We start from the raw sequence: 26,647 nt of genomic DNA, 5'->3' as shown, positions 1-26,647 counted from the left end.
CGGAGGTCGCAGGTAGAGTTACCGGGTGAGTTGGAACGCCGAAATACCGTGGGATCCTGACGAGTTCGAACCACCCGACGAGTTCGACGCACCCCCGCCACCCGACGGCTATTCCGGCGGCGCGACCGCGTGGGAGTCCGCCCCGGCAGGCCTGGGCGGCGCCGGCCCGGCCCCCCAGCGTCCGGCGGTCGCCCCGCCGCGCCGCGCCTCCGCGAAATTCGGGACCGCCGCCGAGGCGCTGCACACCGTCTTCGGCTACGACTCCTTCCGCGGCGAGCAGGCCGCGATCATCGACCAGTTGATCGGCGGCGGTGACGCGGTCGTGCTGATGCCCACCGGCGGCGGCAAGAGCCTCTGCTACCAGATCCCCTCCCTGGTGCGCGAGGGAACCGGCATCGTCATCTCGCCGTTGATCGCGCTGATGCAGGACCAGGTCGACGCGCTGACCGCGGTCGGCGTGCGCGCCGCATTCCTCAATTCCAGCCAGGATGCCGCCGCCCGCGGCCAGGTCGAACGCGATTACCTCGCCGGCAACCTCGACCTGCTCTACGTCGCCCCCGAGCGGCTCTCCTCCGAAGCCACGAAACGCTTCCTCGACCGCGGCACCATCGCCTTGTTCGCCATCGACGAGGCACACTGTGTCTCCCAGTGGGGGCACGACTTCCGTCCCGACTACCTGGCCCTGTCCGAGCTCGCCGACCGCTGGCCCGACGTACCCCGCATCGCCCTCACCGCCACGGCCACCGACGCCACCCACAAAGAGATCACCACCCGCCTGCAGCTGGGTGAGGCCCGCCACTTCGTCGCCAGCTTCGACCGGCCGAACATCCAGTACCGCATCGTCGGCAAGGCCGAGCCGCGCAAGCAGCTGCTCGCCTTCATCAAGGCCGAGCACCCCACGGATGCCGGCATCGTCTACGCCCTCAGCCGCAAGACCGTCGAGGCGACCGCCGACTTCCTGCGGCAGAACGGTCTCAACGCCCTGCCGTACCACGCGGGCCTGGACCAGGGCCTGCGCGCCCGCACCCAGTCCCGGTTCCTCCGCGAAGACGGCGTGATCATCGTCGCCACCATCGCGTTCGGGATGGGAATCGACAAGCCGGATGTGCGCTTCGTCGCCCACATCGACCTGCCCAAGTCGGTCGAGGGTTACTACCAGGAGACCGGCCGCGCCGGCCGCGACGGCCTGCCCTCCACCGGTTGGCTCGCCTACGGCCTGCAGGACGTCGTGCAGCAGCGCCGCATGATCGACGAGTCGCCCGGAGACCTCGGGCACCGCCGCAAACTCTCCGCGCACCTCGACGCGATGCTCGCGCTCTGCGAGACCGTGAGCTGCCGCCGGGTGAACCTGTTGCGCTACTTCGGCCAGTCCAGCGAACCCTGCGGCAACTGCGACACCTGCCTCGAGCCCCCCGTCGGCTGGGACGGCACCGTCCCCGCCCAGAAACTGCTCTCCACCGTGGTGCGCCTGCTCCGGGAGCGCAACCAGCGCTTCGGCGCCGGCCAGCTGATCGACATCCTGCGCGGCAAGGTCACCCCGCGCACCACCCAGCACAGCCACGACCAGCTGGCCACCTGGGGGATCGGCGCCGACCTCAGCGACCAGCAGTGGCGCGGCGTCGTGCGGCAGTTGCTGGCCCAGGGCTTCCTGGCCACCTCCGGCGAATACGGCACCCTGGTGCTCACGGATGCCGCGGCCGAGGTTCTCGCGGGCCGCCGCACCGTGGAGCTCCGTACCGAGCCCGAACGCGCCGCCCGCCCGGCCGCCGGCGTGCGCAAGGGTGCGGCGAAGGCGGCCGCGGCCGATCTCAGCCCGGAACAGGGCACGCTGTTCGAGGCGCTGCGGGTCTGGCGCTCCGCCCAGTCCAAGGAGCAGGGCGTGCCCGCGTACATCGTCTTCGGCGACGCCACCCTGCTCGCAATCGCTGCGACCCGGCCGGTCTCCCTGGCCGACCTGGACGGCATCTCCGGCGTGGGCGCCAAGAAGCTGGAAGCATACGGTTCGGCCATCCTCGAGGTCGTCGCGGCCGGCGCCTGACCCGCGTCGCCGCTGCACCGATCCCGGTCCTGCCGTGAACCGGCGAAATGGCGCCGGACCGAGTAGAACATGAGTCATGGACTGGACCGAGTACTTCGACACGCAGACCGGCCGGCCGCCGCGGTCGGTGCTGCTGCGCACCCTGGGCCTGCGCGGCGACTCGGGGCCGGGCACCGCGGTCGACCTGGGCTGCGGTGAGGGCACCGAGACCCGGCACCTGCTCGCCGCCGGCTGGCGCGTGCACGCGTTCGACGCCGACCCGGGCGCCGAGGCGCGGGTGCGGGGTGCCCTGGACCGCCCCCGGGCCGAGCGCCTGACCTTCCATTCGGCGCGGTTCGAGGACTTCCCCGCGCTTCCCGCCGCCGATCTCGTCTATGCGGGTTTCTCCCTGCCCTTCTGCGACCCGAAAGCGTTCCCCGGGCTCTGGACGGGCATCCGCGGAGCCCTGAACCCGGGCGCCTGGTTCGCCGGCGAGTTCTTCGGCCCCCACGACGCCTGGGCCGGTCGCGCCGACATGAACTTCCACGACCGGGAAGGGGTCGATGCCCTGCTGGCCGGCCTGGACCTCGTCGACGTGATCGAAGACGACCGCCCCGGCCAGTCCGCGTTCGGTCCCCGGCACTGGCACGTCTTCCACGTCATCGCCCGCGCCTGACCCTGCCCCCACGCCCAGCCCGGCTCTAACCAATTCGACGGAGATTTTGAGTTAAAACCACGTTTTCGGCCATTTCTGGGTTCGTTTCGGCAAAATCTCCGTCGAATTGGTTCGGGCGGGAGGGCGCCGGAGGGGAGCCCTAACCCGCCCCGTTTGTGGGTATGGGTGAAGCCAGGCCGGTAAGCATTGTGGGGAAGCTACAAGACGGATGCCGCGCCGAGCATGCTTTGTTGTAGCCCCGTCACGCACTATTTCCCCCGCTTGCACGAGCGACCTAACGTATAAGAAAATTTCGAGTTCGCGCGAAGACGAAGGACCAATGATGGTTGACACTGCCCAGCGCTCCAGCAACAAGACCCCCGCCCGCCCCACGGGAACCCCTGCCGTGACCCCCGGCGTCGACACCGGCCCGGTGCTGATCGCCGGCCAGTCCGGCGCTCCCACGATTGACCTGGAGTCGCTGAACCGGCGGCTCCTCGGCACCTGGGCGGACGTGCGCCTGAAGGCCCGCGAGCTCACCGCCCGCCCCGACCTGCAGCGGATCGAAGGCCAATCCATGGCCGAGCACCGTGCGCGCGTGCTGGGTCAGCTCAAAATCCTCGCCGAGAACGGACACGTGCACCGCGCGTTCCCGGCCCACCTCGGCGGCGCCGACGACCACGGCGGCAACATCGCCGGGTTCGAGGAGCTGGTCACGGCCGACCCGAGCCTGCAGATCAAGGCGGGCGTGCAGTGGGGACTGTTCGGGGCTGCGGTGCTGCACCTCGGCACCGGGAAGCACCACGACGCCTACCTGCCGGGCATCATGACGCTGGAGGTGCCCGGCGTGTTCGCGATGACCGAGACCGGCCACGGCTCCGACGTCGCCGCCATCGGCACGACGGCCACCTACGACCCGGCCACGCAGGAGTTCGTCATCGACACCCCGTTCCGCGCGGCGTGGAAGGACTACCTCGGCAACGCCGCCAAGGACGGCATCGCCGCTGTGCTCTTCGCCCAGCTGATCACCGACGGCGTCAACCACGGCGTGCACGCCTTCTGGGTCCCGATCCGCGACGAATCCGGGACGTTCCTGCCCGGCATCGGCGGCGAGGACGACGGTCTCAAGGGCGGCCTGAACGGCATCGACAACGGCCGGCTCCACTTCGACGGGGTGCGCATCCCGCGCGAGAACCTGCTCAACCGCTATGGCGACGTCGCGGAGGACGGCACCTACAGCAGCCCGATCGCCAGCCCCGGCCGCCGCTTCTTCACCATGCTCGGCACCCTCGTGCAGGGCCGCGTCTCGCTCGACGGAGCCGCCACCCAGGCGTCGGCGATGGCCCTGACGATCGCCATCACCTACGGCAGCCAGCGGCGCCAGTTCACGGCCGGCAGCGACACCGACGAAGAGGTCATCCTCGACTACCAGCGCCACCAGCGCCGGCTGCTGCCGCGCCTGGCCACCACCTACGCGCACACCTTCGCCCACGACGAGTTCCTGGTCAAATTCGACCAGGTCTTCAGCGGCACGGCGAGCACGGATGCCGACATCCAGGACCTGGAAACCCTCGCCGCCGCGCTGAAGCCCCTGTCGACCTGGCACGCGCTGGACACCCTGCAGGAGGCCCGCGAGGCCTGCGGCGGGGCCGGCTTCCTGGCCGAGAACCGGCTGGTCGGGCTGCGGGCCGACCTGGACGTGTACGCCACCTTCGAGGGTGACAACAACGTCCTGCTCCAGCTCGTCGCCAAGCGCCTGCTCACCGACTACAGCCGCAGGTTCGCCTCGGCCGGCCCCGGCGTCCTCGCCCGCTACGTCGTGCAGCAGGCTGCGGGCCGCGCCTATCACGGCTCCGGTCTCCGCAGCCTCGCCCAGGTGCTCACCGACTTCGGGTCGACGGCCCGCTCCGTCGGCCACCTCCGGGATGCCGAGGTGCAGCGCGAGCTGCTCACCGACCGGGTCGAGACCATGATCGCGGAGATCGCGGGCAAGCTCCGCCCGGCCGGCAGGCTGCCCGCGAAAGAAGCCGCGGCCCTGTTCAACGCCAACCAGGACCAGCTGATCGAGGCGGCCCGCTCCCACGGGGAGCTGCTGCAGTGGGAGGCCTTCACCCGGGCGGTGGAGACCACTGAGGATGCCGGCACGAAGCAGGTCCTGACCTGGCTGCGCGACCTCTTCGGTCTCGGGCTGCTCGAGAAGCACCTGGCCTGGTACCTGATCAACGGGCGCCTTTCGGCGCGGCGCGCACAGTCGGTGACGTCCTACATCGACCGCATCATCGTGCGACTGCGCCCGCACGCCGTCGACCTGGTCGACGCGTTCGGCTACAGCCCGGAGCACCTCCGGTCCGCGATCGCGAGCGGCGCGGAGCAGGAGCGCCAGGACGAGGCCCGCGACTACTACCGCGGCCAGCGTGCCTCCGGGCAGGCCCCCGTCCCCGAGAAGTCGCACAAGCCCCAGAAGCCCGCCCAGTCCCCGAAGGCCGGCTAGCAGTCCCCGTTCCGGTCGAGAGTGCCCGTTCCGCGGGTCACTCTCGACCGGAACGGGAACCCTCGCCCCGTAGGCTCGGGGGATGCGTACCTTTTATCCCGAGATCGAACCCTACGAAACCGGACTCCTCGAGGTCGGTGACGGGCAGACCATCTACTGGGAGGCATCCGGCAACCCCGACGGAAAGCCGGCCGTGTACCTGCACGGGGGACCGGGCGGCGGGTCGAGCCCCAAGCAGCGCCGCGTCTTCGACCCCGAGAAGTACCGCATCATCCTCTTCGACCAGCGCGGCTGCGGCCAGAGCACGCCGCACGCGAGCGCAGCGGATGCCGACCTCAGCACGAACACGACCTGGCACCTCGTCGCCGACCTCGAGAAACTGCGCGAGCACCTCGGCATCGAGCGCTGGCTCGTCTGCGGCGGCTCCTGGGGCAGCACCCTCAGCCTCGCCTACGCGGAGACGCATCCCGAACGCGTCACCGAACTCGTCCTCCGCGGCATCTTCACGCTCCGTCCGGTGGAGCTCGACTGGTTCTACGAGGGCGGCGCCGCGGCGATCTACCCCGACCTGTGGGAAAGCTTCATCGCCCCGGTCCCGGTGGAGGAGCGCGGCCACCTGATCCAGGCCTACCGGCGCCTGCTGCACGACCCGGACCAGTTCGTGCGCGAACGGGCCGGGATCGCCTGGTCCACCTGGGAATCGTCGACGATCACCCTGCTGCAGCAGCCCGACACGATCGCGCACTTCACCGAACCGGCCTTCGCCGTGGCCTTCGCCCGGATCGAGAACCACTACTTCACCAACTCCGGCTGGTTCGAACCGAACCAGCTCATCCGCGACGCCGACCGTCTGAGGGACATCCCCGGCGTGATCGTGCAGGGCCGCTACGACATGTGCACCCCCGCGTTCACCGCCTGGGACCTGCACCAGAACTGGCCCGAAGCCGACTTCCGGCTGATCCCGGATGCCGGTCACTCCTTCGACGAACCCGGAAACCTGGACGCCATCATCGAGGCAACCGACCGGTTCGCAGGGTAACTTCTTCCCATGACTTTCAACGACAACGCGAACATCGGCGGCGGCCGGGTCAGCAAGCGAGGCCGGAAGACAGGCGTCGCCGTGGGCGGCGGCGGGCTGGGCGTGCTCGCCCTGTTCCTGCTCTCCCAGTTCCTCGGCGTCGACCTGACCGGGCTCGCCGGGGGCGGCCAGTCGGCCGCCGAGCCCGGCAGCGTCTCGAACCTCGCCGAGTGCACGACCGGCGCGCAGGCCAACGCCGACGTGGGATGCCGGATGAAGGGTGCCGCGGCATCCCTCGACACCTACTGGACGGAGGAACTGCCCCTGCTCGGCGTCGCCTACCAGCAGCCGCAGCCGGTCGGGCTGTTCACCGACAGCACGGACAGCGGCTGTGGCGCCGCATCGAGCGCCACCGGCCCGTTCTACTGCCCGCCCGACGCGACCATTTACATCGATACCGCGTTCTTCGACGATCTCCGCACCCGGTTCGGCTCGTCGGGCGGCCCGCTGGCCGAAATGTATGTCGTGGCGCACGAATGGGGCCACCACATCCAGAACCTGGAGGGAACCCTCCAGAAGTCCCAGGACGGGCAGACCGGGGCCGCTTCCAACGCGGTGCGGGTGGAATTGCAGGCCGACTGTTATGCCGGCGCGTGGGCCGGAGCGGCCTCCGAGACCCGGGACGCCGGCGGGGTGCCCTTCCTGAAACCGATCACGGAGGCGCAGATCCAGGATGCGCTCAGCGCGGCATCCGCCGTCGGAGACGACCGCATCCAGGCGGCCACTTCGGGGCAGGTGAACCCGGAGGCTTGGACCCACGGCTCCAGCGCCCAGCGCCAGCGGTGGTTCCAGACCGGCTTCGGCGGCGGCGCCGCCAGCTGCGACACGTTCGCCCCGGCCGACGCGGAGCTGTGACTGCCGCTTCGCCGGCCGGCGCGGGCCGGCCGGCGAAGCGGCAGTCGTTTCAGCTGCACTGGGCTCACTGACCCACTGCCGACAGCTCGAAGCTGTGGCTGGGGGTCGACTTGTAGTTGGAATGCACCTCCACCGCGATGACGTTGGCGCCGGTTCTGAGTGCCGACCCGGGAACGCTGACTGTCACCGAGTTGGCGACCGCGGTGGATGCGGATACCGCCACGGTGGCGTAGGTCGTGGACGTCACGGCGCCGGCGTTGATGTTCTTGCGCAGAACTTCCACTCCGTTGACGTAGGCGACGATGCCGTCGTCAGCGCGCGTGGTGAGCGTCATCGTTGCCACCTTCGTCGCATCGGCCACATCGAATGACTTGCGGTAGTACGACGTGAGCGGCTTGGGATCGGGGGACGTGAGAGTCGTGCCCAGGAGTGCCTGGCCCCAACCGAGCGGCGCCGCACCGGTCGACCACGTGGAGGAGTCGTATTCCGGCGCTTGCCACCCGGCCGGAGGCGCCGTTGCGCCGAACGAGTAGGCCCAGGTCGCACCGGTGTTGACGAATGTCGTCGTCACCGGCTGAGGCTCCGGAGCGGGCGCTGCGGCGACCACGGTGGCCGGTGTGCTGGCGGACCAGTTACCGGCGCTGTCGGCGGCCCGCACGAAGTACTTCGTTCCGACGGCCGCTGCGGGCAGTGTCACGGTGAGCGAGCCTGTCGTCGCAACCACTCGGTCGTCACGGAGCACCTGGTACGACAGCCCGGCGCGGTTGTCGGTGGAACCGCTCCACTTCAGCACATCATTCGCACCCGAGGGCGTTACCGAGAGCCCGGACGGGGCACTGGGAGCCTGCGTGTCATTCTGCGCGAAGCGGACGAAACCGCCTGACCACTGCTTGGCGAAGTTGGACTTCACCGACGCCTCGTAGTCACCGCCGAACCAGGTGACGCCCGTCGAATCGTTGAACAGCGCCCACGCGCCGGCACCGTTTCGCTGGCTGACCATCGGGCTGAACGTCGAGATGGGCTTGCCGGTGACGTTGTCCCACGCACCCGCGCTGCTGATCTTCGTGGCCCGGGTCCAGCCCGTGCCCACCGACGGCCACCGTCGGGCGCCGGCGTAATTCGTGTAGAAGCAGTGGCATCCGCCGTAGACCGTTGTCCCGTCACTGGAGATGGCCTGGAAGTCACCACCCGACTTGCCGACGTTGGTGCTCGTCTCGGTCATGCCCGTTCGGTCGTAGCTGTACAGCATGTGCTCTGACCCGCCGATCCAGACCTTGTCGCCGACTTCCTTGACCGCCTGCTGGTAGTTGGCGGTGCTGGAGAAGTCGATGGTCCAGGGGACGACCGACGCGTCTGCCGCGTTCAGCGCGGCGCCCTTGACGGCCGCGGACGTCTTCGAGGCGGTGAAGTACCCCGCGAAATAGACCCGGTCTTTCTTCGGAGACGCATCGAGCGCCATCACCGTGCCGTTGAACTCGGGGTTCCAGGTGCGGTCGGGGGTTCCGTCCGTGACGGAAACCCGGCCCGCCGCTCGAATGTAGACCGGACTCGTGGCCGAGCCGCCGGTCATATGGGTGAATGTCCCACCGACGTACAGCAAGTTGTCCTGCACGTCCAGGGCACGAACAATCGGCACCCCGCCGCTGAGGTTGTTGATCAGCGTCGTGGTGAAGGTGGTGCTCGTGGCGCCCGTCGCGGGATCCAGGACGACCAGGCCGGCGCGAGCCGCTCCGTTGACCTGCGTGAAATAACCGCCGGCCGCGATCCGCCCGTCCGGCAGCACGGCCAGTGCTTTGACCTGCTTGTCGAACGTCGGACGGAATGACGAAATGAACTCGCCGGTCTTCACGTCGAACGCTGCGAGATAGGGCTGTGCAACCTGGCTGGCACCTGCCGACGTCTTCTGCACCGTGAGGAAGTTACCGCCGACGTATACGACGCCGTTGCCTTCAGCGAAGGCAGACACTTCGTTGCTGCCTTCCACCGAGTTGGGGCCGGCGCCCAGTCCACTGACTCCCCACACCGTCGGTTTGGCGAAGCTTTCGGCGGAGCCCGCCTTCTGGTACTTGGCCGTCCCTGCATCGGGGATGGCGCTGTAGATGGCGCTGCTCAGCAGCTGGGGGCGAAGATAGACCTGTGTGAAGGGTCGGGGGTTTCCGGCGGTGGCGCTCGGGGCCCAGAGATAGCTGGCGGCATCGCTCGACCCGCGGGCGGCCGTCCCGAACCCGAACCCGGGCTGCCAGCCCTGATTGGCTCCGGTCACGGTTTCAATTCGATTCAGGGCGGTGCCCGATCCGAAGGCGCTGGTTTGGCCGCCGGTGCCGGAGAGGGTGCCGATCCGCCAGGACGCGACTCGCTGTTCGTTGTTGAACATCCACGACCACTCATCGCGTGGCGAGGAAAACGTGAAGGTGCTCTCCTGCCACGTTGTTCCGGCGATGTCGGCGGCGCGCCGCAGACGGATGCCGTCCGGCAGAGATTTCACGGACTGTCCGTTCAGGAGCGCTCCGATCACCACACTGGAGAGCTGCTTCGGGGCGAACGCCGCCTGGCCGGTTATCGTGCTGCGAACCTCGGCGGCGGTCCCCTGGCCTTCATCGGACTCGGACCATCCGCTCCTGCCCCGTCCGACCAGTACCCAACCGCCACCGGTGGTGTCCTGATCACAGTAGAACTGTCCGGCGGACCCGAGTAGTGGTGTGTTCAACCAGTACACGCCGCTGGGCGCAGCGGGTGTGACCTGCTTGATCTCCCAGCAGGACGCTGCTGCCGTGGCTTCGGAGAGGCCGTCGGGTGATGCTGGCGCCGCACTGGCACCCACAGGTACCAACACCGAGGCGAGAATGACGCCGGCTGCCGCCAGGACCCCGAGGCGTCCGGTCGTCGAACGGCCGTTCCGCCGTGGGTTGCGCGCGATGTGATTGCTCATCGTCCCGGCTTTCGGGTCGCGGGGGCGGGGCAGGGTCGGGGTGATTTTCACGGTGATGATCTCCTGTAGTTCGGGTTACAGGCGGACGATGGTCACAGCAGCCGATCGTCCTCGCCGCGTCAACAAGCAAACGTGAGAGAAAATCAGCAATGTGCGCAGCATAGCCCGATTGCAATTTGGTAAAAGCCCCCCCGTTCGAGTGGCAAATGGGGGGCGGTGACGGCGATCCGGAGTGGTCTAGGCGTTGCGGGCTCTGTGCGACGTTCTGCCTCCGGCGGGGCCGGCACCGTTGGCGGTGCGCAGATTGATGTACTTACGACGCATAGAAATCACGGTGTGCAGAAGGTTCACGGCGAACATCGCGGTATACGCGATGACGAAAATTGGCGGGAGTCCCCACAGGAGAAACATCCAGCAGAAGGCTCCCGTGTCGGTCGGCAACAGCAGAAAAGACCGTGTTGGGCCCGCCTCGGGGGTTGGCGTCGAGTGCGGTTTGGATAATTGTTCGGCGAGGATCTGGCTCATGAATTCGACCACGCTCACCAGGCAATAGCCCAGCACCACTGCGAGAACCCAGGACGGCTGACCCTGGATCGAGAATCCGACCAGCACTGCGAGGTGAATCGCCGGAGTTCGCCACGCGTCCACCACATGGTCCAGCCACTCTCCGGCCGGGCTGCCCGTGTGCTGCAGGCGGGCAACCTGGCCATCCGCGGAATCAAGCAGATAACCCGTCGCGAGCAGGATCGCCACGAGGACGCCCACCCATGGTCGGGGATCGCCGGTAACCAGGAGCGCGATCGCCGCGAGCGAGAAGGTCGCGCTGAGTGCCGTGACGGCGTTCGGAGTCCAGTGCATGGCAAAGGCTGCCGCAGCCGCATAGCGGCCGAGGCGCCGGTTCACCCAGCGCGTGTAGGCAGGCACGCCGATGCCCGGTTTCTGGGCGGCGTTCAGTCCGGTGAGCGCTTCGCGATACCGGTGCGTCCGCTCCTGGTTGGGGCCGAACCAGACCGAGCCGTGCCTCCGCTTCGCTGCTGCGGCGGAAGCCGCCCCGCCGGCTCCGGGATAATCGACAGGGCTCGGGGTCACCGCCGCTGATTCGAAGCCAGGATTGGGTTTCACGAGACCCGTGAGCCCCGTGGCCACGGCCCGGCGGCTGGAAAGCAAGGGACGAATCGGCTTCCGGTTGGGCGACACGGGGACTCCTTTGACTTTAATCGGTGCCCATTCGGCACGGTAGTGAGTGGAACCAACTCGATCAGCAGGCGAAGTCGTCCGGAAACGACCGGGCGACGACTTTCCAGGCGCCGGAGATGTACTGCAACGTATAGAGGTTCAAAGCTCGCTGCGTGCCGGGAGTGCCGACCGGCTCACCGTCGGCGTCGAGCGTTCGAACCTTGCTGGAGTCGACGCAGGCCTGGGCGACGACGGTGGCGGGATCGGCCGCTGGGTCTGACCGCACGATCGTCAGGGCCTCGATGGTGGCGGCGCCCTCACGTTTCCAGCCATTCGTTTCCAGCTCCTGCGTGTCGTTCTGGGCTTCGGCGAGGATGGCCCCGGACGCCGCCGCGGTCAGGTCGTCGGTGGCGCCCGAACCTGTCGGGTCCACCGCGACGGAGGCCTTTAGGAACTTCTCCACCGCCGCGGTGGCTTGTTCGGGTGGCAAGGGCTCTGGGGCGCCGGGCTTGGTGGCTGGCCCGGGTGCTTCGGCGGGAGCGGGGCCGGGTTCTGGGGCCGCGGGCGCGGGGGTGCTGCCGGGCGTGTTGGTTCCACGCGGTGAAGCGGATTCGCTCGAAAGGCGTGTGCCGCCCGCGGGTGTGTTCGCTTCGGACTGGACCGGCCAGGAGAAATAGGCGGCCGCGGTCAGCGCGACGACGGCAACAGCGGCCGCGCCCAGCATCCTTTTTGCCCGCCGTCGACGTCGCGTGGGAATGTCCTGATCTTTCACAAGTGGTCTCCTGTGTCGGGTTCACATACGCGCAGGTTCACGCAGGGAGATAAATGAAACATGCTCGAAATTTCTCTTAAGATAGCCCGACTTCTCAAATCGCCGAGCCCCTTGCGTTGTGACGTTCCTTTCGTCAGGCGCGGGTGAACCGAACGAGGTCGGTGAGGTGCAGTCGCTTCCGGTCGAGTGCGCACCACACGAGAAAGAGGGCTGCGCCGATCGCCAGGGTCAATACCAAGGCGAGCATCGTCTCTCCCAGTGTCTGGAGCAGTATGAGCGCGGGGATGCCGAAGGTCGCGATGGGGATCACTAGGGCGTAAGCGATCGTCGGCGCCCAGATTCTGATGCCGATGAAATGGCGCACCTCGGCGGCCGCGAGCATGGCGTCGATCAGCATGCTCAACGCCCACGAGATCGCGGCGCCGTTGATGCCGATCAGGGGGACGAGGATCACGTTGCCGAGAACGTTGATGACCAGGACGACCGCCTTGTTGAAGGCAGCCCAACCGCTGCGCCCACTCATCAGCAGAACCGAATGAATGTTGCCGGCGGTGAATGTCAGGACGGCGCCGACACAGAGGATCACGAGCACCCCTGCTCCCGCCTCGAAGCCCGGTCCCAGCAGGCGGAGCACGACCGGTGCGAACGCGGCTAGCACCACGTAGATGGGGGTGCTGATCAGGACGAGCCAAATGGCGGCGGTTCGATACAAATGCTCGATATCGGCGAACTTCTTCGCGAACAACAGTGCGCTGAATCGGGTCGAGACCACGATCCGCAGCGCCGTGTCGACGATGAACCCCGCCGCCACGAGACGGCTGGCGCCGCCGTAGACGCCGGCGGAGGCTGAACCGGCGAGGAATCCGACGATGAGTATGCCCAGCCAGAGGATCGACTGCTCCAACCCGGCGGACAGGACGCGGGGGAGCGCGTACATCACCACGCTCGTTCGGAGCGCCGGCTGGACGCGCCAGACGCCCCGCAGGCCGGCGGCTCTTTCGTGGCGCCTCACTTGGAAGCCGAGTACGACGAGGGCCGCGACGAGGGCGATGACCACCGGTGCCGCCCAGGCCACCGTCACGGCGACCAGTGACCCTCCGGCGATCGCCACCAGCCAGACACCACCGGTACGAAGGCTGGGCATGGCGATGCTTCCCACGCTGACGTAGGGCAGAACCCCACCCAGACCCCTGGTCGCGGCCAGCGCCACGAGCATCAAAGCTCCCGCCGGCAGGAACCAGCCGGCGGCAGCGATCGCCTGGGCCACATCGGCGGCATGACGGTCACCCGACAGGGCGAACGTCGGCGCGAGGGCGATCATCCCGATCGCGCAGACGATGCCGCACGCTGCCGTGACCAGGAACATCATGGCGAGGGTGCCCCGGATCTTCGACGGATCGTTGGCGCTGAGGCGCGGCATGATCCACACGGCCACCGAGTCCATCCCCGCCCGCGCGAGGCTCAACACAATGGTGAAGACAGCTATCGCTTGCAGGATCACCCCGGACCCGGTATCACCCAGGACACGGGCCAGGACCACAGTCAGGACAAATCCCATGAAGGCGCTCGTCGCCGCACCCAGGAAACCCGCCGCGCCTTCGCGCGCCAGTTTCCCAGAGCTGTTGTCGATGACTCCTACTTTTACTTCGGTCACGGGAGGATGACCCGTGTCCGCCTGCGCAGGAGTTGCCGCGCGAGCCGCAGGATGAAAGCCGGGTTGCCGATCAGATAGCGGGAGGCAAGCCGCCGAGGCTCGAGCATCAGGCGCCACAGCCATTCCAGGCCCGAGGAGAGCATCCACCGTGGCGCACGCCGGTTATCGCCACTGGCCCAGTCGAAAAGCCCCCCGCAGGTCAAGATCACGTGAGCGTTGAGCTGGTGCCGGTGCGCCTCGATCCAGTACTGCTGCATCGGGTCACCCAAGCCCACGAACAGGAGGTCCGGCTTGAACGCGTTGATCTCGTCGATGACCTGCAACACCTCGCCGGGCGCCGTGTAGCCGTCGCGACCGTCGATGACCAGTCCGGGATTGGCTTCGCGGAGTCGGGCAGCTGCGCGGGCGGCGACGCCCGGCTTGCTGCCGTAGAGAAAAATGCGCTTGCCCCGCTCCGCCGCGACCGCCGCGAGCGGGTTGATCAGATCGGTGGTCGCGATTCGCTCGGGAAGCCCAGCGCCCAGGAGCCTGGATGCCCAGACAATCGATTGACCGTCGGGGTACCGTAGGTCCGCCCCCCGCAGCACCTTGCGGAAGCCCCTGTCTGTGGCCGCCAGGTTGCACACCGCAGCGTTGACGCCGACTGCCACCCGGGTGCCCCGGACAGCGGTCCACTGAATGATGGTTTCCACGATCTCGGCACCGGTGAGCCGGCTCACCGGCACATTGATCACCCGCACGTTGTCCATTCGAATGGTGGTCATGGTTTTGCCGCCGGGAGCAGGGAGTCGGAGTCGGCGTCGGCGTCGGTGTGGGTGTCGACGTCGACGGAATCGGCCATGGGGGCGGCGCGCCCGTCTACCGCAGGGTCCTCGACCTGAGTGCGCACGATTCGGTCGTGCGGCACAAGGACGGTGCCCAGGAAGGTGATGGCCAGCCGTGACGCTTCGTCGAGGATCTGTTCCGCGTCATCGGCCCGGGTCCGATGCTTGACCGCGATGAGGACGAGGGCATCTGACAGCCGCAGGGCGGCCAGGGCGCTCGACTGGGATGCGCTGCGCCCGATCACGACAAAATGCAGCTCTCCTGCACGCCGTGGCGCGAGGGCCGGTGCGCCACCCGAGGGGAATGAAACCGTCAGCTGACGCGCGAGTCCACTCTGGTGGATTTCGCCGTCGTCTTTGACTATCGGGTCGGTCAGGTCGAGGCTGGTGCGCAGCATCCGTTTGAGGCCGGGGGACGCGTTGGGCAGGATAAGAGTGCTCGGCACGCCTGACGCTGCCGTCACCAGGGCGAGGTTCACCGGGATGTCGAAGAACAACTCGGCGGGAGTGTCGTCGACGAACGCGATGACCTGGGCATCGTGCGGCAGGTCTGCGAAGATGCGTTCGCGCGCCGTCCGAAGCTGCTCGAGCGTGGCCTCGTCCTGAGGAATCGACGCCACGACGGAATTTACGTCGGCAAGGACCGGGGCATCCGTTGCCCGGCGAACCTCGTTAGCGTTGCGCATCCGGTGGTCGAACCGATTCACCAGGAATGCGATCACGACGCCGACCACGCCGCCGGCCAGGAGGCCGATGAGTAGCCACTGCACCAGGCTCGGCGCAACCACCTCGTTGCGGGCGGCCTCCGAAATCACCTCTCCACCCTCGGTGTCGACCTGCTCGAGCGCCCCTTTCTGCCCCAGCAAGGCGTTGAGCTCGATGGTCACGAGGTCACGGTCGCTCGTTGCCTGATTGGCCGCGAGAGTCCCGGCTTCGGCTCCACTGATGCGTGAGTTGGCATCAGTCAGCTGGGTGCCCAGGGTGGTGCGGCGAGCTTCAACCCCTTGCAGGATGGTATCGAGCTTGGATTGGGCACGGGAGGTCCGATAGGCCAGGTACGACTGTGCAACGGCATCCGCGCCCACCCTGGCTTGCTCGCTCGTCGGCGCGGCATAGTTGATATGCACGATGGACGCGCCGCTTGTCGAATCAACCTCCAGGTTGCGCCGCACCTCGTCCGGCGTCACACCGGACCCCATCTTCTTCGCGGCAGCGAGTGCCACGGTGTACGAGGTGGCAATCTGTGTTTCGGTCGTGCCGTCGAGCAGATTCGATGCTTGTTTGGACGTGTCGAACGGGTCTGTCGAAATGATGCGGAGGTTGACGACGGCCGTCGCCTTCACGGGCGGGGGGTACGCGGCGAATAGCACCAGGGCCGCCAGCCCGCCGAGCACGACCCCGGCGAGGACGACGAGCCACTGGCGGCGAAGGACGAACCAGTAGTAACCCAGTCCCACGGTTGCAGCATCTGACTGTTGCGACATACTCCACACCCAACTCTGGCCGAATGGGGGCCAACTGGCCCGACTGCAGGCATAGTAATGTGATCTACACAAAAAAGTGATGGGCCCTCAGTTTTGTGCCTGTCCCCAATTGGAGGGAGGGCAGATGCGTTCATTGCGAACGGAGGGCCGGTGGCGCCGGGCCCCCAGATGGGGCGACATCTCGGTCTGGCAGGGATCGGCGACGACACCCGACCTGCCTCGCTGGCCGCTCACGGCGATGTTCGTTCTGTTCCCCATTTGGTGGCTGCTCGGTCCGGGCGAGGCTATGTGGATCGCCCTTGCCGCGGTCATGCTCCTGCTCCTCCTCAGGCATGGAGAGATCCGGGCGCCGCGAGGCCTGGGTATTTGGCTGCTCTTCCTGCTGTGGATGGGTTGTTCGGTCATCGGCATCGACAGTGGAGGACGCCTCCTCGGGTTCGTCTACCGGGCGCTGCTGTACGTCACCGTGACAGTGGTGTTCCTGTACGTGTACAACGCGCGTGCCACCCTGACGGCGAGATATGTGCTGGGAGTCCTGACGGTGTTCTGGCTGATCGTCGTGGCGGGCGGGTACCTCGGAGTGTTCTGGCCGCTGTTCTCCATCGACACCCCGCTGGGCATGGTGCTGCCGTCGTCGTTGAGCTCGAACGACCTCATCCGGGAGATGGTCGTTCGCCGCGTCACCCAATACAGCCCGGACGCGTGGGCACCGATCGATCCTCGGCCCAGCGCCCCCTTCCTCTACACAAACGGCTGGGGGAACGCGTACTCCGCACTCTCACCGATGGTGGTCGCATACCTCGTCATGGTGCGGCGCGAGCGACGATTCTGGTGGCTGCTGCCGCTCATTCCGCTTTCTTTCGTGCCCGCGTTCCTCACTTTAAACCGCGGGATGTTCCTCGGACTGGCGTTGGCGTTGGCCTACGTTTTGCTTCGCTGCGTCCTCAGCGGAAACGTTCGCGCGATTGCAGCGCTCGCCGGGCTGTCTTTGGTCGCGGCGGGTGCCTGGGCGGCCCTCCCGGTCGCGGACAGGCTCGACCACCGGGTTGAAGTCAGCTCATCGACCGAGGACCGCGCTGACCTGTACGTCGAGGCATTCACAAGAACCCTCGAGCAACCGGTCTTCGGCTACGGGGCACCACGGCCCTCCGAGACGCCCGGCGCGCCCTCCGTCGGCACTCAAGGTCAGTTCTGGATGGTGATGTTCTCCCACGGCTTCCCGGGAGCGGCCCTTTTCATGGGATGGCTCGCCTGGGCATTCTTTCGTTCAGTTCGCGAGCGGGACCCCGCCGGCCTGGCGTGCAACACAGTGATACTGGTCACCCTTGTGGAATCGCTGTACTACGGCATTATGACCACTGGGCTCATGGTGGCCATGCTGGCCGCAGCCGTTGCCCTGCGTCCGACAGAAGATGCCGAGCCGGCCCCGCTGAAATCTCAGCCGTCCCGGGTTCGTCAGATCTGACGCTGTCGTTCACTAACCGGAGAGGTGGCCCGAAATGTTGAAGGAAAGTGCGCCAGAGAGCGTCGACGTCATCATCGCCACGCGAGGGAGGCCGGAACTGCTGCGGGCCGCGGTGCGGTCCATCCTTTGTCAGGATTACGGCGGGGAGATCACCCTGACCATCGTCTTCGACCAGACTGCTGTCGACCCGCTGGAAGACATCGATATCCCCGCCGTGCGCCGGCATGTCCGCACTGTGCCGAACACACGGACGCCGGGGCTTGCCGGCGGCCGGAATACCGGGATCCAAGCGGGGACGGGGGATCTCATCGCCTTCTGTGACGATGATGATGAATGGCTGCCCGGCAAACTTCGCCGGCAGATCGAGGCCTGGACGGGCGATCCGGAGGCGGTGCTGGTCGCGACGGGCATCCGGATCGCCACCGCCGGGCGGATGGTGGACCGGCTACCACCGGAGCGAACGGAGTTTGCGGATCTCATCCGCTCTCGGACCACGGAGATTCACCCGTCCTCGTTCCTGATGCGGCGATGCGATGTGGTGGAGCGAATCGGGCTGGTCGACGAGGAGTTGCCGGCCTCCTACGGCGAGGATTACGACTTCCTCCTCCGCGCGGCGAGAGTCGGTCACATTCTCGGGGTGGGCGAGCCGCTGGTCATCGTGCATTGGAACCGGACATCGTTCTTCGCCGGGAAGTGGCGCGGCATCGCAGACGGACTCACCTACCTGCTGAGCAAGCATCCGGAATTCGCCCAGAGCGCGCAGGGCTCGGCTCGTATAGAGGGTCAGATTGCGTTTGCGCTGGCGGCCCTCGGGGAGCACGGTGAGGCATTCCGCTGGGCACGAAGCACCCTCCGCCACGACCGTTCCCAACTTCGTGCGTACGCCGCGATGGCGATTGCCGCGCGACTGGTACCGGCGGGCGCCCTCGTCAGCGCCGTCAACCGGAGTGGCCGTGGTTTGTGACCTGGCTCGACACCGACGGCCCAGCCCTCACCGGAGAAAACCGGTGAGGGCTGGGACGTTGGCGAGTCGCTGGGGTCAGCGCTTGTAGACCCGCACGTAGTCAACCTGGTAGGCCGCGGGGAAGACTGTGTCCGCGGTCGGTGATCCAGGCCAGTTTCCACCGACGGCCATGTTGAGCCGGATGTAGAACTGCTTGACGAAGGCCTGGTCAAGCCAGGAGGTTGTGGACAAGTTGCGCTCGAACGTCAGCACGCCGTCGACGTACCACTTGATGGAGCCGGGTGCCCACTCGACGGCATAGTCGTGGAATCCGTCCGCCGTGGTGCCGACCGGAAGGTCGTAGTTCGTGACCTGCCTGGGGTGTGTTCCCACGTAGTCGTAGTGGATGGTCTGGGAGATTTGGTTGGCGCTGAAGGCCTCGCCCTTGGCAGTACCGACAGCCTCGAGGATGTCGAGTTCACCGATTCCACCCGTCGTCGGCCGCATCCAGAATGCCGGCCACAGCCCCTTGGAGGTGCCCTGGTTGAGCGGCGTCTTGGCGCTGATCTCGAACCGGCCGTATTCGAAGTCCACCTTGTTCTTGGTGCTCAGCATGCCTGAGGTGTACGAACGCCCCCCGGGGAAGCGCGGGTCGTTGGTGCCGCACTTGATCGGGGTGGCTTCCTTGCGGGCGGTGATGGTCAGCACGCCGCTGGAGACGTTGACGTTCTCCGGGCGGTCCATCAGGCAGGCAAGCTCGTTGTTGCCATCGCCATAGGTCGAGTTGTTGTCGACGTTCCAGGCGTCACGGTTGACCGTTGATCCGTTGAACTCGTCCGCCCAGGCCAGGTTCCATCCGGCCGGGGCCGGGGCCGGAGCAGGAGCTGGAGCTGGAGCAGGAGCAGGAGCAGGAACCGGTGCGGCGTTGGTGGTGTCGACGAGGGTCACATCGTCAATGACGAGAGCGTTTCCAGGGGACAGCTTGGCACCGAGGACGTTGATATTCAGAGTGGTGGACGTTCGCGTGGCCTTGTAGGCAGTGGTGATTCGCTCCCACTTGGTGTCCGTGCGCCACTGCCAGGACTGACCGCTGCTGATGACGCTGGACGAGGCGTCCTCTTCGAGCAGCCGAAGGATGACTCCCTGGTTCGCTTGTTCCGCACGGACCCACGCCGTGGCCTCGTAGGTGTGACCTGCGATCAAACCGGATGCCGAGTCGACGACATCATTGAGCGTCACCGTCGCGGCAGCGCTGGAGGTGTTCGTCAATCGAGCCCCTGCGCTTCCGTTCAGACCATTGGCGGTTGCGGCGAGGCGGGTATTCCTTGCGCCTTCCCAGCCGGCGGTGCCTGATGAGAAATTGCCGTTCACGACGGCAATCGTGGCCGCTTGGGCGGCAGGTGCGGTGAGACTCACTGCGCCGACGGCAGATATCACCGTTGCCGCAACAGCGAAGAAGACTCTCCGTTTGCCCGAGCCGGGCCTGGCGCTCATTGTTTCTGAGCGTCTTGGCTTTTCTATTAACATGTGTCTCCCAGCCGCAAGAGGCTTCACGCCTGGCGGCAGTATATCTTTGCGCCGTGGGGCGTGTTTTTCAATGGCGTGCGGGAGCCCTTTCCTCTCTCCGCGGAGTCTGGGGTGTTTCTCGCGGAGTCTTTTACTTCGTGAGGCATGATCACTTTACTGGTATGCCCCATTTTCTCTGGCCTTTGCCGGAGCATTCACAGGCTTCCACCGCAGGCTCGTGGGCCCGGGGCAGACAAGGGGCCTAACCCGATCCGCCGATTCTCGCGTCCAGATTTGGTTCCGCGAGTTGCTCCAGCGCACGCCGAAGAAGAGTACTCGAGGTTGCCATCGTGTACGGAAAATATTCGATCACCACGCCCACCTTGGCGAACTCGACCTCAAGGCGGCGAGCACGCTCGGTACCCTTCCAGTCATCGCCCTTGAAGTAGACGTCGAACGGCGTCGCACGCCACGCGGCCAGCTTGTCCAGCACGTCTTCCTCCACCGCTTCGTCGACGAAGGAGATGTGACGGACGATCTCGATCCGCTCGGCGCAGGGGATCATCGGCGCCCTGCCCTTGGTGATCTTGAGCATCTCGTCCGAGACGACACCCGCGATCAGGTGATCGCACCGGCTTTTGGCGTGCTTGAGGATGTTGAGGTGCCCGATGTGGAAAAGGTCATAGGCGCCACCGGCGTAGCCGATTCGTTGAGTTCCCACGTGCTCCGTTCCTGGTTCTCGGGGTCTGCCGCGCGGCCAATTCATCAGTACGCACCCACCGGTTGCATGACCGTCTTGAAGGTGCGCCAGATGATGATCAGGTCACCGGCCAGCGACCAGTTCTCGACGTAGTAGAGGTCCAGCCGCACGCTGTCCTCCCAGCTCAGGTTCGACCGGCCGCTGACCTGCCACATCCCGGTCAGGCCTGGCTTGATGTACAGGCGACGGTGCACGTGGCTCTCGTAGGCTTCCACCTCGATCGGGAGCGGGGGGCGCGGCCCGACGAGGCTCATGTTCCCGATCAGGATGTTCCAGAGCTGGGGCAGTTCGTCCAGCGAATACTTGCGGAGCACCCGTCCGACCCGGGTGATGCGCGGGTCATTGCGAATCTTGAAGAGCGCTCCGGATGCCTCGTTCTGGTCGAGCAGGCCGGCGAGGTCGTCCTCCGCCGTCTGCACCATGGAGCGGAACTTGATCATCTGGAAGGTGCGCTCGTTGCGTCCGCACCGCTCCTGGTGGAAGAGGACGGGGCCGGGCGAGTCGACCTTGACGGCGATCGCGATGGCGACCAGGAGCGGCCAGAAGAAGAGGAGTGAGATCCCGGACACGCCGATGTCGAGGACGCGCTTGGCCACGTGCTTTGCACCCTCGAACTGCGGGATCTCAACGTGGATCAGGGGCAACCCCTCGACCGGCCGAAAATGGATGCGGGGACCGGCGACATCCGTCAGCTGGTTGGACAGCACCAGCTCGGCGGACGTCCCCTCCAGCTCCCAGCCGAGAGTGCGGATGTACTCGCTCCCGCCGGCGGGCTGGCCCGCGACGATCACGGTGTCCACGGCGAGCTCGGCGGCCGCGACCGCGACATGTGCGAGGTCGGAAACCACCGGAATGGTTCGGTTTCCTTTCGTCACCGGCGCCTTCGAACCGTTCACGAGCGCGACCCCGACCACGTAATAGGTGGCGCCGGCCTTCTCGATCTGTCCGACCACGTATTCAACGTCCGCTGAGTTGCCGACCACGATGACTCGCGCCAGGTAGTGTCCGAAAAGCCTCTGGCGCAGGAGCCACCGGCGCCACAGCCAGCGTTCCAGGACGAGGCCGCAGATTCCGAGGGGGAGCGCGAGCACGAAGAAGCCGCGCGCGACATCGACCTGGAACGCGAGGAAGCCGATGGCGAGCAGCCCGAAGGCGAGCGCACTCGCGTTGATGACCTGCTTGTACTCCGTCGGCCCGATGCCGATGACGCGCTTGTCCCTGGTGTGGAAGACTCCCAGGGTCGCGATCCAGCTGAGCGCGATGAGCAACGCAACAAGCCAGTAGTCGGCTTGATACCCGCCAACGGATGCCCGGGCGCCCTCGCCGCCGAATCTGACGAGCAGGGCTGCCGCCACGGCGGCCATGACGACACCCGCGTCGCTGACGAGGAGCTTCGCGCGGAACTGCCTGGCCCAGACCAGGCCGGAGGTCTTCGCATCGACGCTGACCGGGGCCTCGAGCGCCGGTGCCGGCACCAGTGCAAGCTTCGGCTGGGCGAGAGGGAGACGCCCCGCGAAGGGCAGGTGCGGTCGTGGGTCCGTCACGGTAGCCTCACCCCGCCACCGGTCATGCGGGGCTGGGCGCGATGAAGCGCTCGGAGTTCGGCCTGGGTGGGGCCGGTCAAAATGGGTCGACAAAAGAGCCGACACGTTACGCACGTGTTCACGGATCCCCCTGCATCTCGGGTGTACAGATCGGGACTGGCAGCGCCCGGGCGCTCCCGTCTAGGGAACGAGATTGCCCGGGCGAAAAAATAAATGATGAAAATTCAACTGCTTGCGGGCCGACCATACCCCGGAACGCGCGGGACGGCTCGTACCCCGAAAAGGGGGGGTGCGCGGGACGGCAACCCGTGGCACCCTCTGCGTCGTGAGTAAACCTCATCTCTCCGGCGACGCATTCACCCGTTGACTCAACGCACATCAGGATTGGGAAAAAGTGACTCCTAAGCTGCGCATCGCCGTCATCGGCGCGGGGGCTCGGGGGGCGAACCTGGCCCGAAACTTTCACAACAGTCCCCGCTGGGAGCTTGTCGCCATCTGCGACATCGACCGCGACCGCGCTCGGAAGGTGGCAGACACGCTATACGGCGCACGGGCGGTGACGGCCCTCAGCGAACTGCTGGACGCCGAAGACCTGGACGCTGTGGCCGTCGCCACCCCGGCACGGACGCATCACGGCATCACCAGGGCCGCCCTCAGCGCCGGTAAACACGTCATGGTCGAAATGCCCCTCGCCGACACCGGGGCGCGCGGGCGCGACATGGTGCGGGCCGCCGCTGAGCGAGGCCTGGTGCTGATGGCGGTCCACGCCTACTGCTACGCGCCGACCGTTCTGACGATCCGGGACCTGATCCAGGAGGGCTCGCTCGGCGACATCCTGTTCATTGATTCCCTGCGCATCGAACCGGGCCTCATCCAACCGGAGATGGACGTGTTCTGGGACCTTGCACCCCACGATCTGTCCGTCCTCGATTTCATCCTGCCGGGCGGACTCCGGCCACTGAGCGTGTCCGCGCAGGGAGACGACCCGCTCGGGACGGGTAAGGCCTGCGTCGGATACCTTCTCCTGCCTCTGGCGAACGGTGCCACTGCCCAGGTGTACGTCAATCGGCTCAGCCCCACCAGGATCCGCCGGATGATCGTCGGTGGCACGAAATGCACCGTGCTGTGGGACGACCTCAACCCACAACAGACGGTGAGCGTCTATGACCGTGGCGGGGACTTCGACTCGCAGGCCCTGGACGGGGCAGATCAGACGACCGCGACCCTTCCCTATCGACCGGGGAACCCCGGGTCGCCGATAGTCTCCGAGCTGGAGGCGCTGGGCGCGATGGCCTGCGAGTTCGCGGACAGCATCCGTCAGCTGAGGGCGCCGCGCACCGACGGTGAGGCGGGGCTTCGGGTGCTATCCGTGCTGGAAGCGGCGACCCGGAGTCTGGCTACGGCCGGCTCCGCACGGGCACTCGACGAAGATCGGCTGGCGGCGCGGGGGCCTGCGTGAGCACGGTGAGGCCCCGGGACAAAAAAAGAAGGCCACCCCAGTAGAAGCCTGGGAGTGACCTTCAGTGGCCCCGACCGGCGTCGATCCGGTGACCTTTCGATTTTCAGTCGAACGCTCTACCAACTGAGCTACAGGGCCAGAAAGAAACCTCGAGAAGTCGCTTTCCAAGGAAAAAAACCCCTTCTTTCGAAAGGGCTTGTTTCCTTTGCGACCCTGACCGGACTTGAACCGGCGACCTCCGCCGTGACAGGGCGGCGCGCTAACCAACTGCGCTACAGGGCCTCGTGATGAGAATCAATCGATCTTCTGAACCAACTGATTTTCACTGCTGAGCTTTTACTGCGTTTTTCGTACTCGTTCATTCTTGCACATTCAGACTTGCATTCTTGCGTAGCCCCAACGGGATTCGAACCCGTGTTAACGCCGTGAAAGGGCGCCGTCCTAGGCCGCTAAACGATGGGGCCAAGACGCCATAAACCGCATGGCTTCCGACGCATAAGCATACGGTCTGCTGCCGGGAAATCCCAAATCGTGTCCCGTGAGCGTGTCGCTAGCGACGTCTCGTGCCGCCACGCCCGTGAATTGCGGGCCGGTTGGGTGGAGCCGGTTTAGGTTCAGGAGGGGTGTTTATAACCTCATGTTGTTACTGTGAAGAAGAGTTAACACAGTGATTGCTGTGATTAACGAGCCCGATCGGGGAGTAATGAAGCGCACGGCACATCCGAATGGCCGCGAAGCAATGAAGCGACTGGGGGGTCTCCGGTCACCTGGGGGTGCCCGCATCCGTCGTCGACCTCTGAGTCTGATCACCGGTTTCATCGCGGCCCTTGCCCTGTGTGTCACGCTCGTCGGCCCGGCTGGGTCCGCCCAGGCCGTGGACTACCCGACCTGGCAGGACCTGCAGAACGCCAAGTCCAATACGGCGGCGGCGGCGACGCAGGTCACCCAGATCCAGAACCTGATCGCGAATCTGCAGGACCAGGTCAAGCAGACGCAGGCCGAGTCCGAGGCGCGCGGCGCCGAACTCCAGGTCGCCCAGGAGAAGTTCGACGAGGCAAGCCGCCGTGCCGTCGACCTGCAGCAGCAGGCCGACGCCAGCACCGCGGTTGCCCAGACGGCCACGCGCCAGGCCGGCCAGCTGGCCGCGCAGCTCTACCGCACGGGCGGTACCGATCTGAGCGTCAACCTCTTCCTCGACGGCCAGGACAGCAGCGAGGGTGCGGATGCGCTCCTGTCGAAGCTCGGCAGCATGAGCAAGCTCGTCGAGCGCAGCACCGGCGTCTACGAGGAGGCGCAGACCGCACGGAACGCGGCCCAGTCCCTCGGCGACCAGGCCAAGATCGCCCAATCCGAACGTGAAACCCTGCGGGTGGCCGCCGAGGCCGCCCTCGTCGCGGCGCAGGAAGCCGCGCAGGCCGCCACCGACGCGCTGGCCGAGTCGGAGGCGAAGAGCATCGAGCTCAACGCCCAGCTCGCCTTCATGCAGGACGCCCAGGCGACGACGGCGGCGGGGTACGAGGCCGGCGTGATCGAGCGGGCCCGCCTCGCCGCGATCGAGGCCGAGCGGGTGCGGGTGGAGCAGGCCGCGGCCGAAGCCAGAGCGGCCGCCGCGGCAGCGGCAGCGGCCGCCAACCGGAGTAGTAGCAGCGGCAGCAGTAGCGGCGGCGGCGGCGGTGGTGGCGGCGGAAGCAGCGGCGGATCGGTCGGCGGCGGCGGCTGGGCAGTTCCCGCCAATGGGCGGATCACGGATGGTTACGGTCCGCGCGCGGTGATCTGCGGCAGCGACGGCTGCAGCAAGGGCTTCCACAGTGGCACCGACCTCGGCGCCGGCTGCGGCGCGTCGATCTACGCGGCCAGCAGCGGCACCGTGATCTATGCGGGCGGGTACGGCACGTACGGCAACTTCGTCCTGATCCAGCACGCCGGCGGGATATCCACCGGCTACGCCCACATCCGGCCCGGAGGCATCGGTGTCTCGAACGGCCAGAGCGTCTCGGCCGGGCAGCGGATCGCCAGCGTCGGCGAAACGGGAGCGGCCAGCGGCTGCCACCTGCACTTCGAGGTTCGCACCAACGGCAACCAGATCAACCCTGCTCCGTTCATGGCCGACCGAGGAGCTTCCCTTGGCTAAAGACACCGCCCGAGGCTCGATTCGGCACACTCCCGCCCGGCTGTTCGCGGCCGTCGCGGTCGGGGCGGTCGCGGCATCCGCAGCAGGAGTTACTCCGGCGGCGTTCGCCGAACCGGGGTATCCCAGCTGGGACGACGTGCAGAAGGCCAAGCAGAGCGAGGCGACCAAGCAGGCCGAGATCGTCACGATCACCGGGCTGCTGGGCGACCTGCAGGTGCGGGCGGATGCCGCGTCGAAGTCGTCGCGGATCGCCGCCGAGGCCTATCGAGTGGCCCGGGACGATCTTGACGCCGCCACGGTTCGCGAGGCCAGCCTGCTGGGCCAGGCCACGTCCGCGAATAAGCGCGCGGCGACATCCCGGATGCGGGCCGGTCTGATCGCAGCCCACCTCGCCAAGACGGGGGCGCAGGACCTGTCGCTCAATCTCTTCCTCAACGGGGACGGCGCCGACGACCTGCTGCACCAGCTGGGCACGGCCAGCAAGCTGGGCGAGCAATCCGAAACGATCTACAACCAGGCCGTGCAGGACAAGAACACCGCCGAGGCTCTGGGCGAGCAGGCCACCGCCGCCACCGCGGAACGTGCCCGCCTCTCGGCCGAGTCCGTGACCACCTACGACGCCGCAACCGCGGCCGCCCAGGTCGCGGAGGCGGCCTTCCAGACGGAGCAGAAGAGGTCGAACGACCTGTTCGAGCAGCTGGCGCTCCTCAAGGACACGACGGCCGAGGCCGAGCGCTCCTTCCAGGCCGGTCAGGATGCCGTGGCCGCCGCCGCCGCTCTCGCTCGGGCGCAGGCATCCGCCGCAGCGAAGCAGGCCGCCGCCGCGGCGAAGGCACCGGCCGCCTCGCCGGGAGCCGGGGCCCAGGCACCCGCAGCGGCCGTCCGTCCGGCGCCGGCCGCCCAG

19 protein-coding genes and 3 tRNA genes are annotated in these 26,647 nt (G+C 66.9%); 10 read left to right on the top strand and 12 right to left on the bottom strand.

Annotation, left to right across the window (positions count from 1 at the left end; all coding sequences use genetic code 11):
* Nucleotides 1–25: 25 nt before the first annotated feature.
* The 5 genes from recQ (at nt 26) to E3T24_RS01580 (ending at nt 7,096) form a co-directional block, all read left to right on the top strand.
* A complete protein-coding gene (recQ, locus tag E3T24_RS01600) occupies nt 26–2,038 on the top strand; it encodes a DNA helicase RecQ (protein WP_134403082.1) in 2,013 nt (670 codons plus the stop codon).
* Between the two features lie 76 nt (nt 2,039–2,114).
* Nucleotides 2,115–2,693, top strand: coding sequence for a class I SAM-dependent methyltransferase (locus E3T24_RS01595; protein ID WP_134367875.1), 579 nt, complete (start codon nt 2,115–2,117; stop codon nt 2,691–2,693).
* Between the two features lie 322 nt (nt 2,694–3,015).
* A complete protein-coding gene (locus E3T24_RS01590; protein WP_134367910.1) occupies nt 3,016–5,163 on the top strand; it encodes an acyl-CoA dehydrogenase in 2,148 nt (715 codons plus the stop codon).
* An 82-nt stretch (nt 5,164–5,245) separates the two neighbouring features.
* Entirely contained in the window at nt 5,246–6,202 is a 957-nt protein-coding gene (pip, locus tag E3T24_RS01585) for a prolyl aminopeptidase (protein ID WP_134367877.1), read from the top strand.
* A 9-nt stretch (nt 6,203–6,211) separates the two neighbouring features.
* The gene (locus tag E3T24_RS01580) at nt 6,212–7,096 is read left to right on the top strand and encodes a neutral zinc metallopeptidase (protein WP_134403081.1); all 885 of its coding nucleotides are present in this window, start codon (nt 6,212–6,214) and stop codon (nt 7,094–7,096) included.
* A 64-nt stretch (nt 7,097–7,160) separates the two neighbouring features.
* Here E3T24_RS01580 and E3T24_RS01575 read toward each other — a convergent pair whose 3' ends face one another.
* The 6 genes from E3T24_RS01575 to E3T24_RS01550 all read right to left on the bottom strand — a co-directional run bounded on the left by E3T24_RS01575 (nt 7,161) and on the right by E3T24_RS01550 (nt 15,935).
* Nucleotides 7,161–10,076, bottom strand: a complete 2,916-nt coding sequence (locus E3T24_RS01575) for a fibrinogen-like YCDxxxxGGGW domain-containing protein (protein WP_134403080.1) — start codon at nt 10,074–10,076, stop codon at nt 7,161–7,163.
* Nucleotides 10,077–10,262: 186 nt separating this feature from the next.
* Nucleotides 10,263–11,222, bottom strand: a complete 960-nt coding sequence (locus E3T24_RS01570) for a CDP-alcohol phosphatidyltransferase family protein (RefSeq protein ID WP_241976101.1) — start codon at nt 11,220–11,222, stop codon at nt 10,263–10,265.
* 61 nt (nt 11,223–11,283) lie between these two features.
* Nucleotides 11,284–11,664, bottom strand: coding sequence for a hypothetical protein (locus tag E3T24_RS17160; protein WP_134367882.1), 381 nt, complete (start codon nt 11,662–11,664; stop codon nt 11,284–11,286).
* A gap of 442 nt (nt 11,665–12,106) precedes the next feature.
* Entirely contained in the window at nt 12,107–13,531 is a 1,425-nt protein-coding gene (locus E3T24_RS01560; RefSeq protein WP_160141075.1) for a polysaccharide biosynthesis C-terminal domain-containing protein, read from the bottom strand.
* A gap of 92 nt (nt 13,532–13,623) precedes the next feature.
* Nucleotides 13,624–14,376 (bottom strand): WecB/TagA/CpsF family glycosyltransferase, encoded by a 753-nt coding sequence (locus E3T24_RS01555; RefSeq protein ID WP_160141076.1) that lies wholly within the window; start codon nt 14,374–14,376, stop codon nt 13,624–13,626.
* A gap of 11 nt (nt 14,377–14,387) precedes the next feature.
* Nucleotides 14,388–15,935: a hypothetical protein gene (locus E3T24_RS01550; RefSeq protein ID WP_134404730.1), complete on the bottom strand. Its 1,548-nt coding sequence runs from the start codon at nt 15,933–15,935 to the stop codon at nt 14,388–14,390.
* A 124-nt stretch (nt 15,936–16,059) separates the two neighbouring features.
* Between E3T24_RS01550 and E3T24_RS01545 the strand changes: the two genes are divergently transcribed.
* Together E3T24_RS01545 and E3T24_RS01540 are read left to right on the top strand one after the other, a co-directional pair.
* The gene (locus E3T24_RS01545; protein WP_134434213.1) at nt 16,060–17,400 is read left to right on the top strand and encodes an O-antigen ligase family protein; all 1,341 of its coding nucleotides are present in this window, start codon (nt 16,060–16,062) and stop codon (nt 17,398–17,400) included.
* 34 nt (nt 17,401–17,434) lie between these two features.
* Nucleotides 17,435–18,364, top strand: a complete 930-nt coding sequence (locus E3T24_RS01540; RefSeq protein ID WP_134367892.1) for a glycosyltransferase family A protein — start codon at nt 17,435–17,437, stop codon at nt 18,362–18,364.
* A gap of 75 nt (nt 18,365–18,439) precedes the next feature.
* Here the strand turns inward: E3T24_RS01540 and E3T24_RS01535 are convergent, their stop codons facing one another.
* The 3 genes from E3T24_RS01535 to E3T24_RS01525 form a co-directional block, all read right to left on the bottom strand.
* Complete coding sequence (locus E3T24_RS01535) at nt 18,440–19,837, bottom strand: family 16 glycosylhydrolase (protein ID WP_241978586.1); 1,398 nt, start codon at nt 19,835–19,837, stop codon at nt 18,440–18,442.
* A gap of 274 nt (nt 19,838–20,111) precedes the next feature.
* On the bottom strand, nt 20,112–20,570 hold the full coding sequence (locus E3T24_RS01530; protein WP_241976099.1) for an adenylyltransferase/cytidyltransferase family protein: 459 nt from the start codon (nt 20,568–20,570) through the stop codon (nt 20,112–20,114).
* A 44-nt stretch (nt 20,571–20,614) separates the two neighbouring features.
* Nucleotides 20,615–22,153 (bottom strand): sugar transferase, encoded by a 1,539-nt coding sequence (locus tag E3T24_RS01525; protein ID WP_241976097.1) that lies wholly within the window; start codon nt 22,151–22,153, stop codon nt 20,615–20,617.
* A 394-nt stretch (nt 22,154–22,547) separates the two neighbouring features.
* Between E3T24_RS01525 and E3T24_RS01520 the strand changes: the two genes are divergently transcribed.
* Nucleotides 22,548–23,612, top strand: a complete 1,065-nt coding sequence (locus E3T24_RS01520; protein WP_134434212.1) for a Gfo/Idh/MocA family oxidoreductase — start codon at nt 22,548–22,550, stop codon at nt 23,610–23,612.
* 65 nt (nt 23,613–23,677) lie between these two features.
* Here E3T24_RS01520 and E3T24_RS01515 read toward each other — a convergent pair.
* From E3T24_RS01515 to E3T24_RS01505, 3 genes are all read right to left on the bottom strand, one after another.
* Nucleotides 23,678–23,750, bottom strand: a tRNA-Phe gene (locus E3T24_RS01515).
* A 70-nt stretch (nt 23,751–23,820) separates the two neighbouring features.
* Nucleotides 23,821–23,894 (bottom strand) — tRNA-Asp (locus E3T24_RS01510).
* A 109-nt stretch (nt 23,895–24,003) separates the two neighbouring features.
* Nucleotides 24,004–24,076 (bottom strand) — tRNA-Glu (locus tag E3T24_RS01505).
* Nucleotides 24,077–24,351: 275 nt separating this feature from the next.
* Between E3T24_RS01505 and E3T24_RS01500 the strand changes: the two genes are divergently transcribed.
* Nucleotides 24,352–25,743, top strand: coding sequence for a M23 family metallopeptidase (locus E3T24_RS01500; RefSeq protein WP_134367915.1), 1,392 nt, complete (start codon nt 24,352–24,354; stop codon nt 25,741–25,743).
* Nucleotides 25,736–26,647 (top strand): NlpC/P60 family protein (locus E3T24_RS01495; RefSeq protein WP_134434211.1); only part of this gene is annotated, 912 nt, incomplete at its 3' end. The genes E3T24_RS01500 and E3T24_RS01495, both read left to right, overlap by 8 nt.

Origin of the sequence: Cryobacterium sp. TmT2-59 (assembly GCF_004403545.1) — a bacterium.
GTDB lineage: Bacteria > Actinomycetota > Actinomycetes > Actinomycetales > Microbacteriaceae > Cryobacterium > Cryobacterium shii.
The sequence above is the reverse complement of the archived record's forward strand: the minus strand, read 5'-3'. Positions and strand labels throughout refer to the sequence as shown.

Coding starts and splice junctions, on each gene's coding strand:
- E3T24_RS01580 (WP_134403081.1), top strand. CDS start 6,212: ATGACTTTCAACGACAACGCGAACATCGGCGGCGGCCGGGTCAGCAAG.
- E3T24_RS01540 (WP_134367892.1), top strand. CDS start 17,435: ATGTTGAAGGAAAGTGCGCCAGAGAGCGTCGACGTCATCATCGCCACG.
- E3T24_RS01535 (WP_241978586.1), bottom strand. CDS start 19,837: ATGAGCGCCAGGCCCGGCTCGGGCAAACGGAGAGTCTTCTTCGCTGTT.
- E3T24_RS01560 (WP_160141075.1), bottom strand. CDS start 13,531: ATGGGATTTGTCCTGACTGTGGTCCTGGCCCGTGTCCTGGGTGATACC.
- E3T24_RS01590 (WP_134367910.1), top strand. CDS start 3,016: ATGGTTGACACTGCCCAGCGCTCCAGCAACAAGACCCCCGCCCGCCCC.
- E3T24_RS01550 (WP_134404730.1), bottom strand. CDS start 15,935: ATGTCGCAACAGTCAGATGCTGCAACCGTGGGACTGGGTTACTACTGG.
- E3T24_RS01545 (WP_134434213.1), top strand. CDS start 16,060: ATGCGTTCATTGCGAACGGAGGGCCGGTGGCGCCGGGCCCCCAGATGG.
- E3T24_RS01595 (WP_134367875.1), top strand. CDS start 2,115: ATGGACTGGACCGAGTACTTCGACACGCAGACCGGCCGGCCGCCGCGG.
- E3T24_RS01500 (WP_134367915.1), top strand. CDS start 24,352: ATGAAGCGACTGGGGGGTCTCCGGTCACCTGGGGGTGCCCGCATCCGT.
- E3T24_RS01555 (WP_160141076.1), bottom strand. CDS start 14,376: ATGGACAACGTGCGGGTGATCAATGTGCCGGTGAGCCGGCTCACCGGT.
- pip (WP_134367877.1), top strand. CDS start 5,246: ATGCGTACCTTTTATCCCGAGATCGAACCCTACGAAACCGGACTCCTC.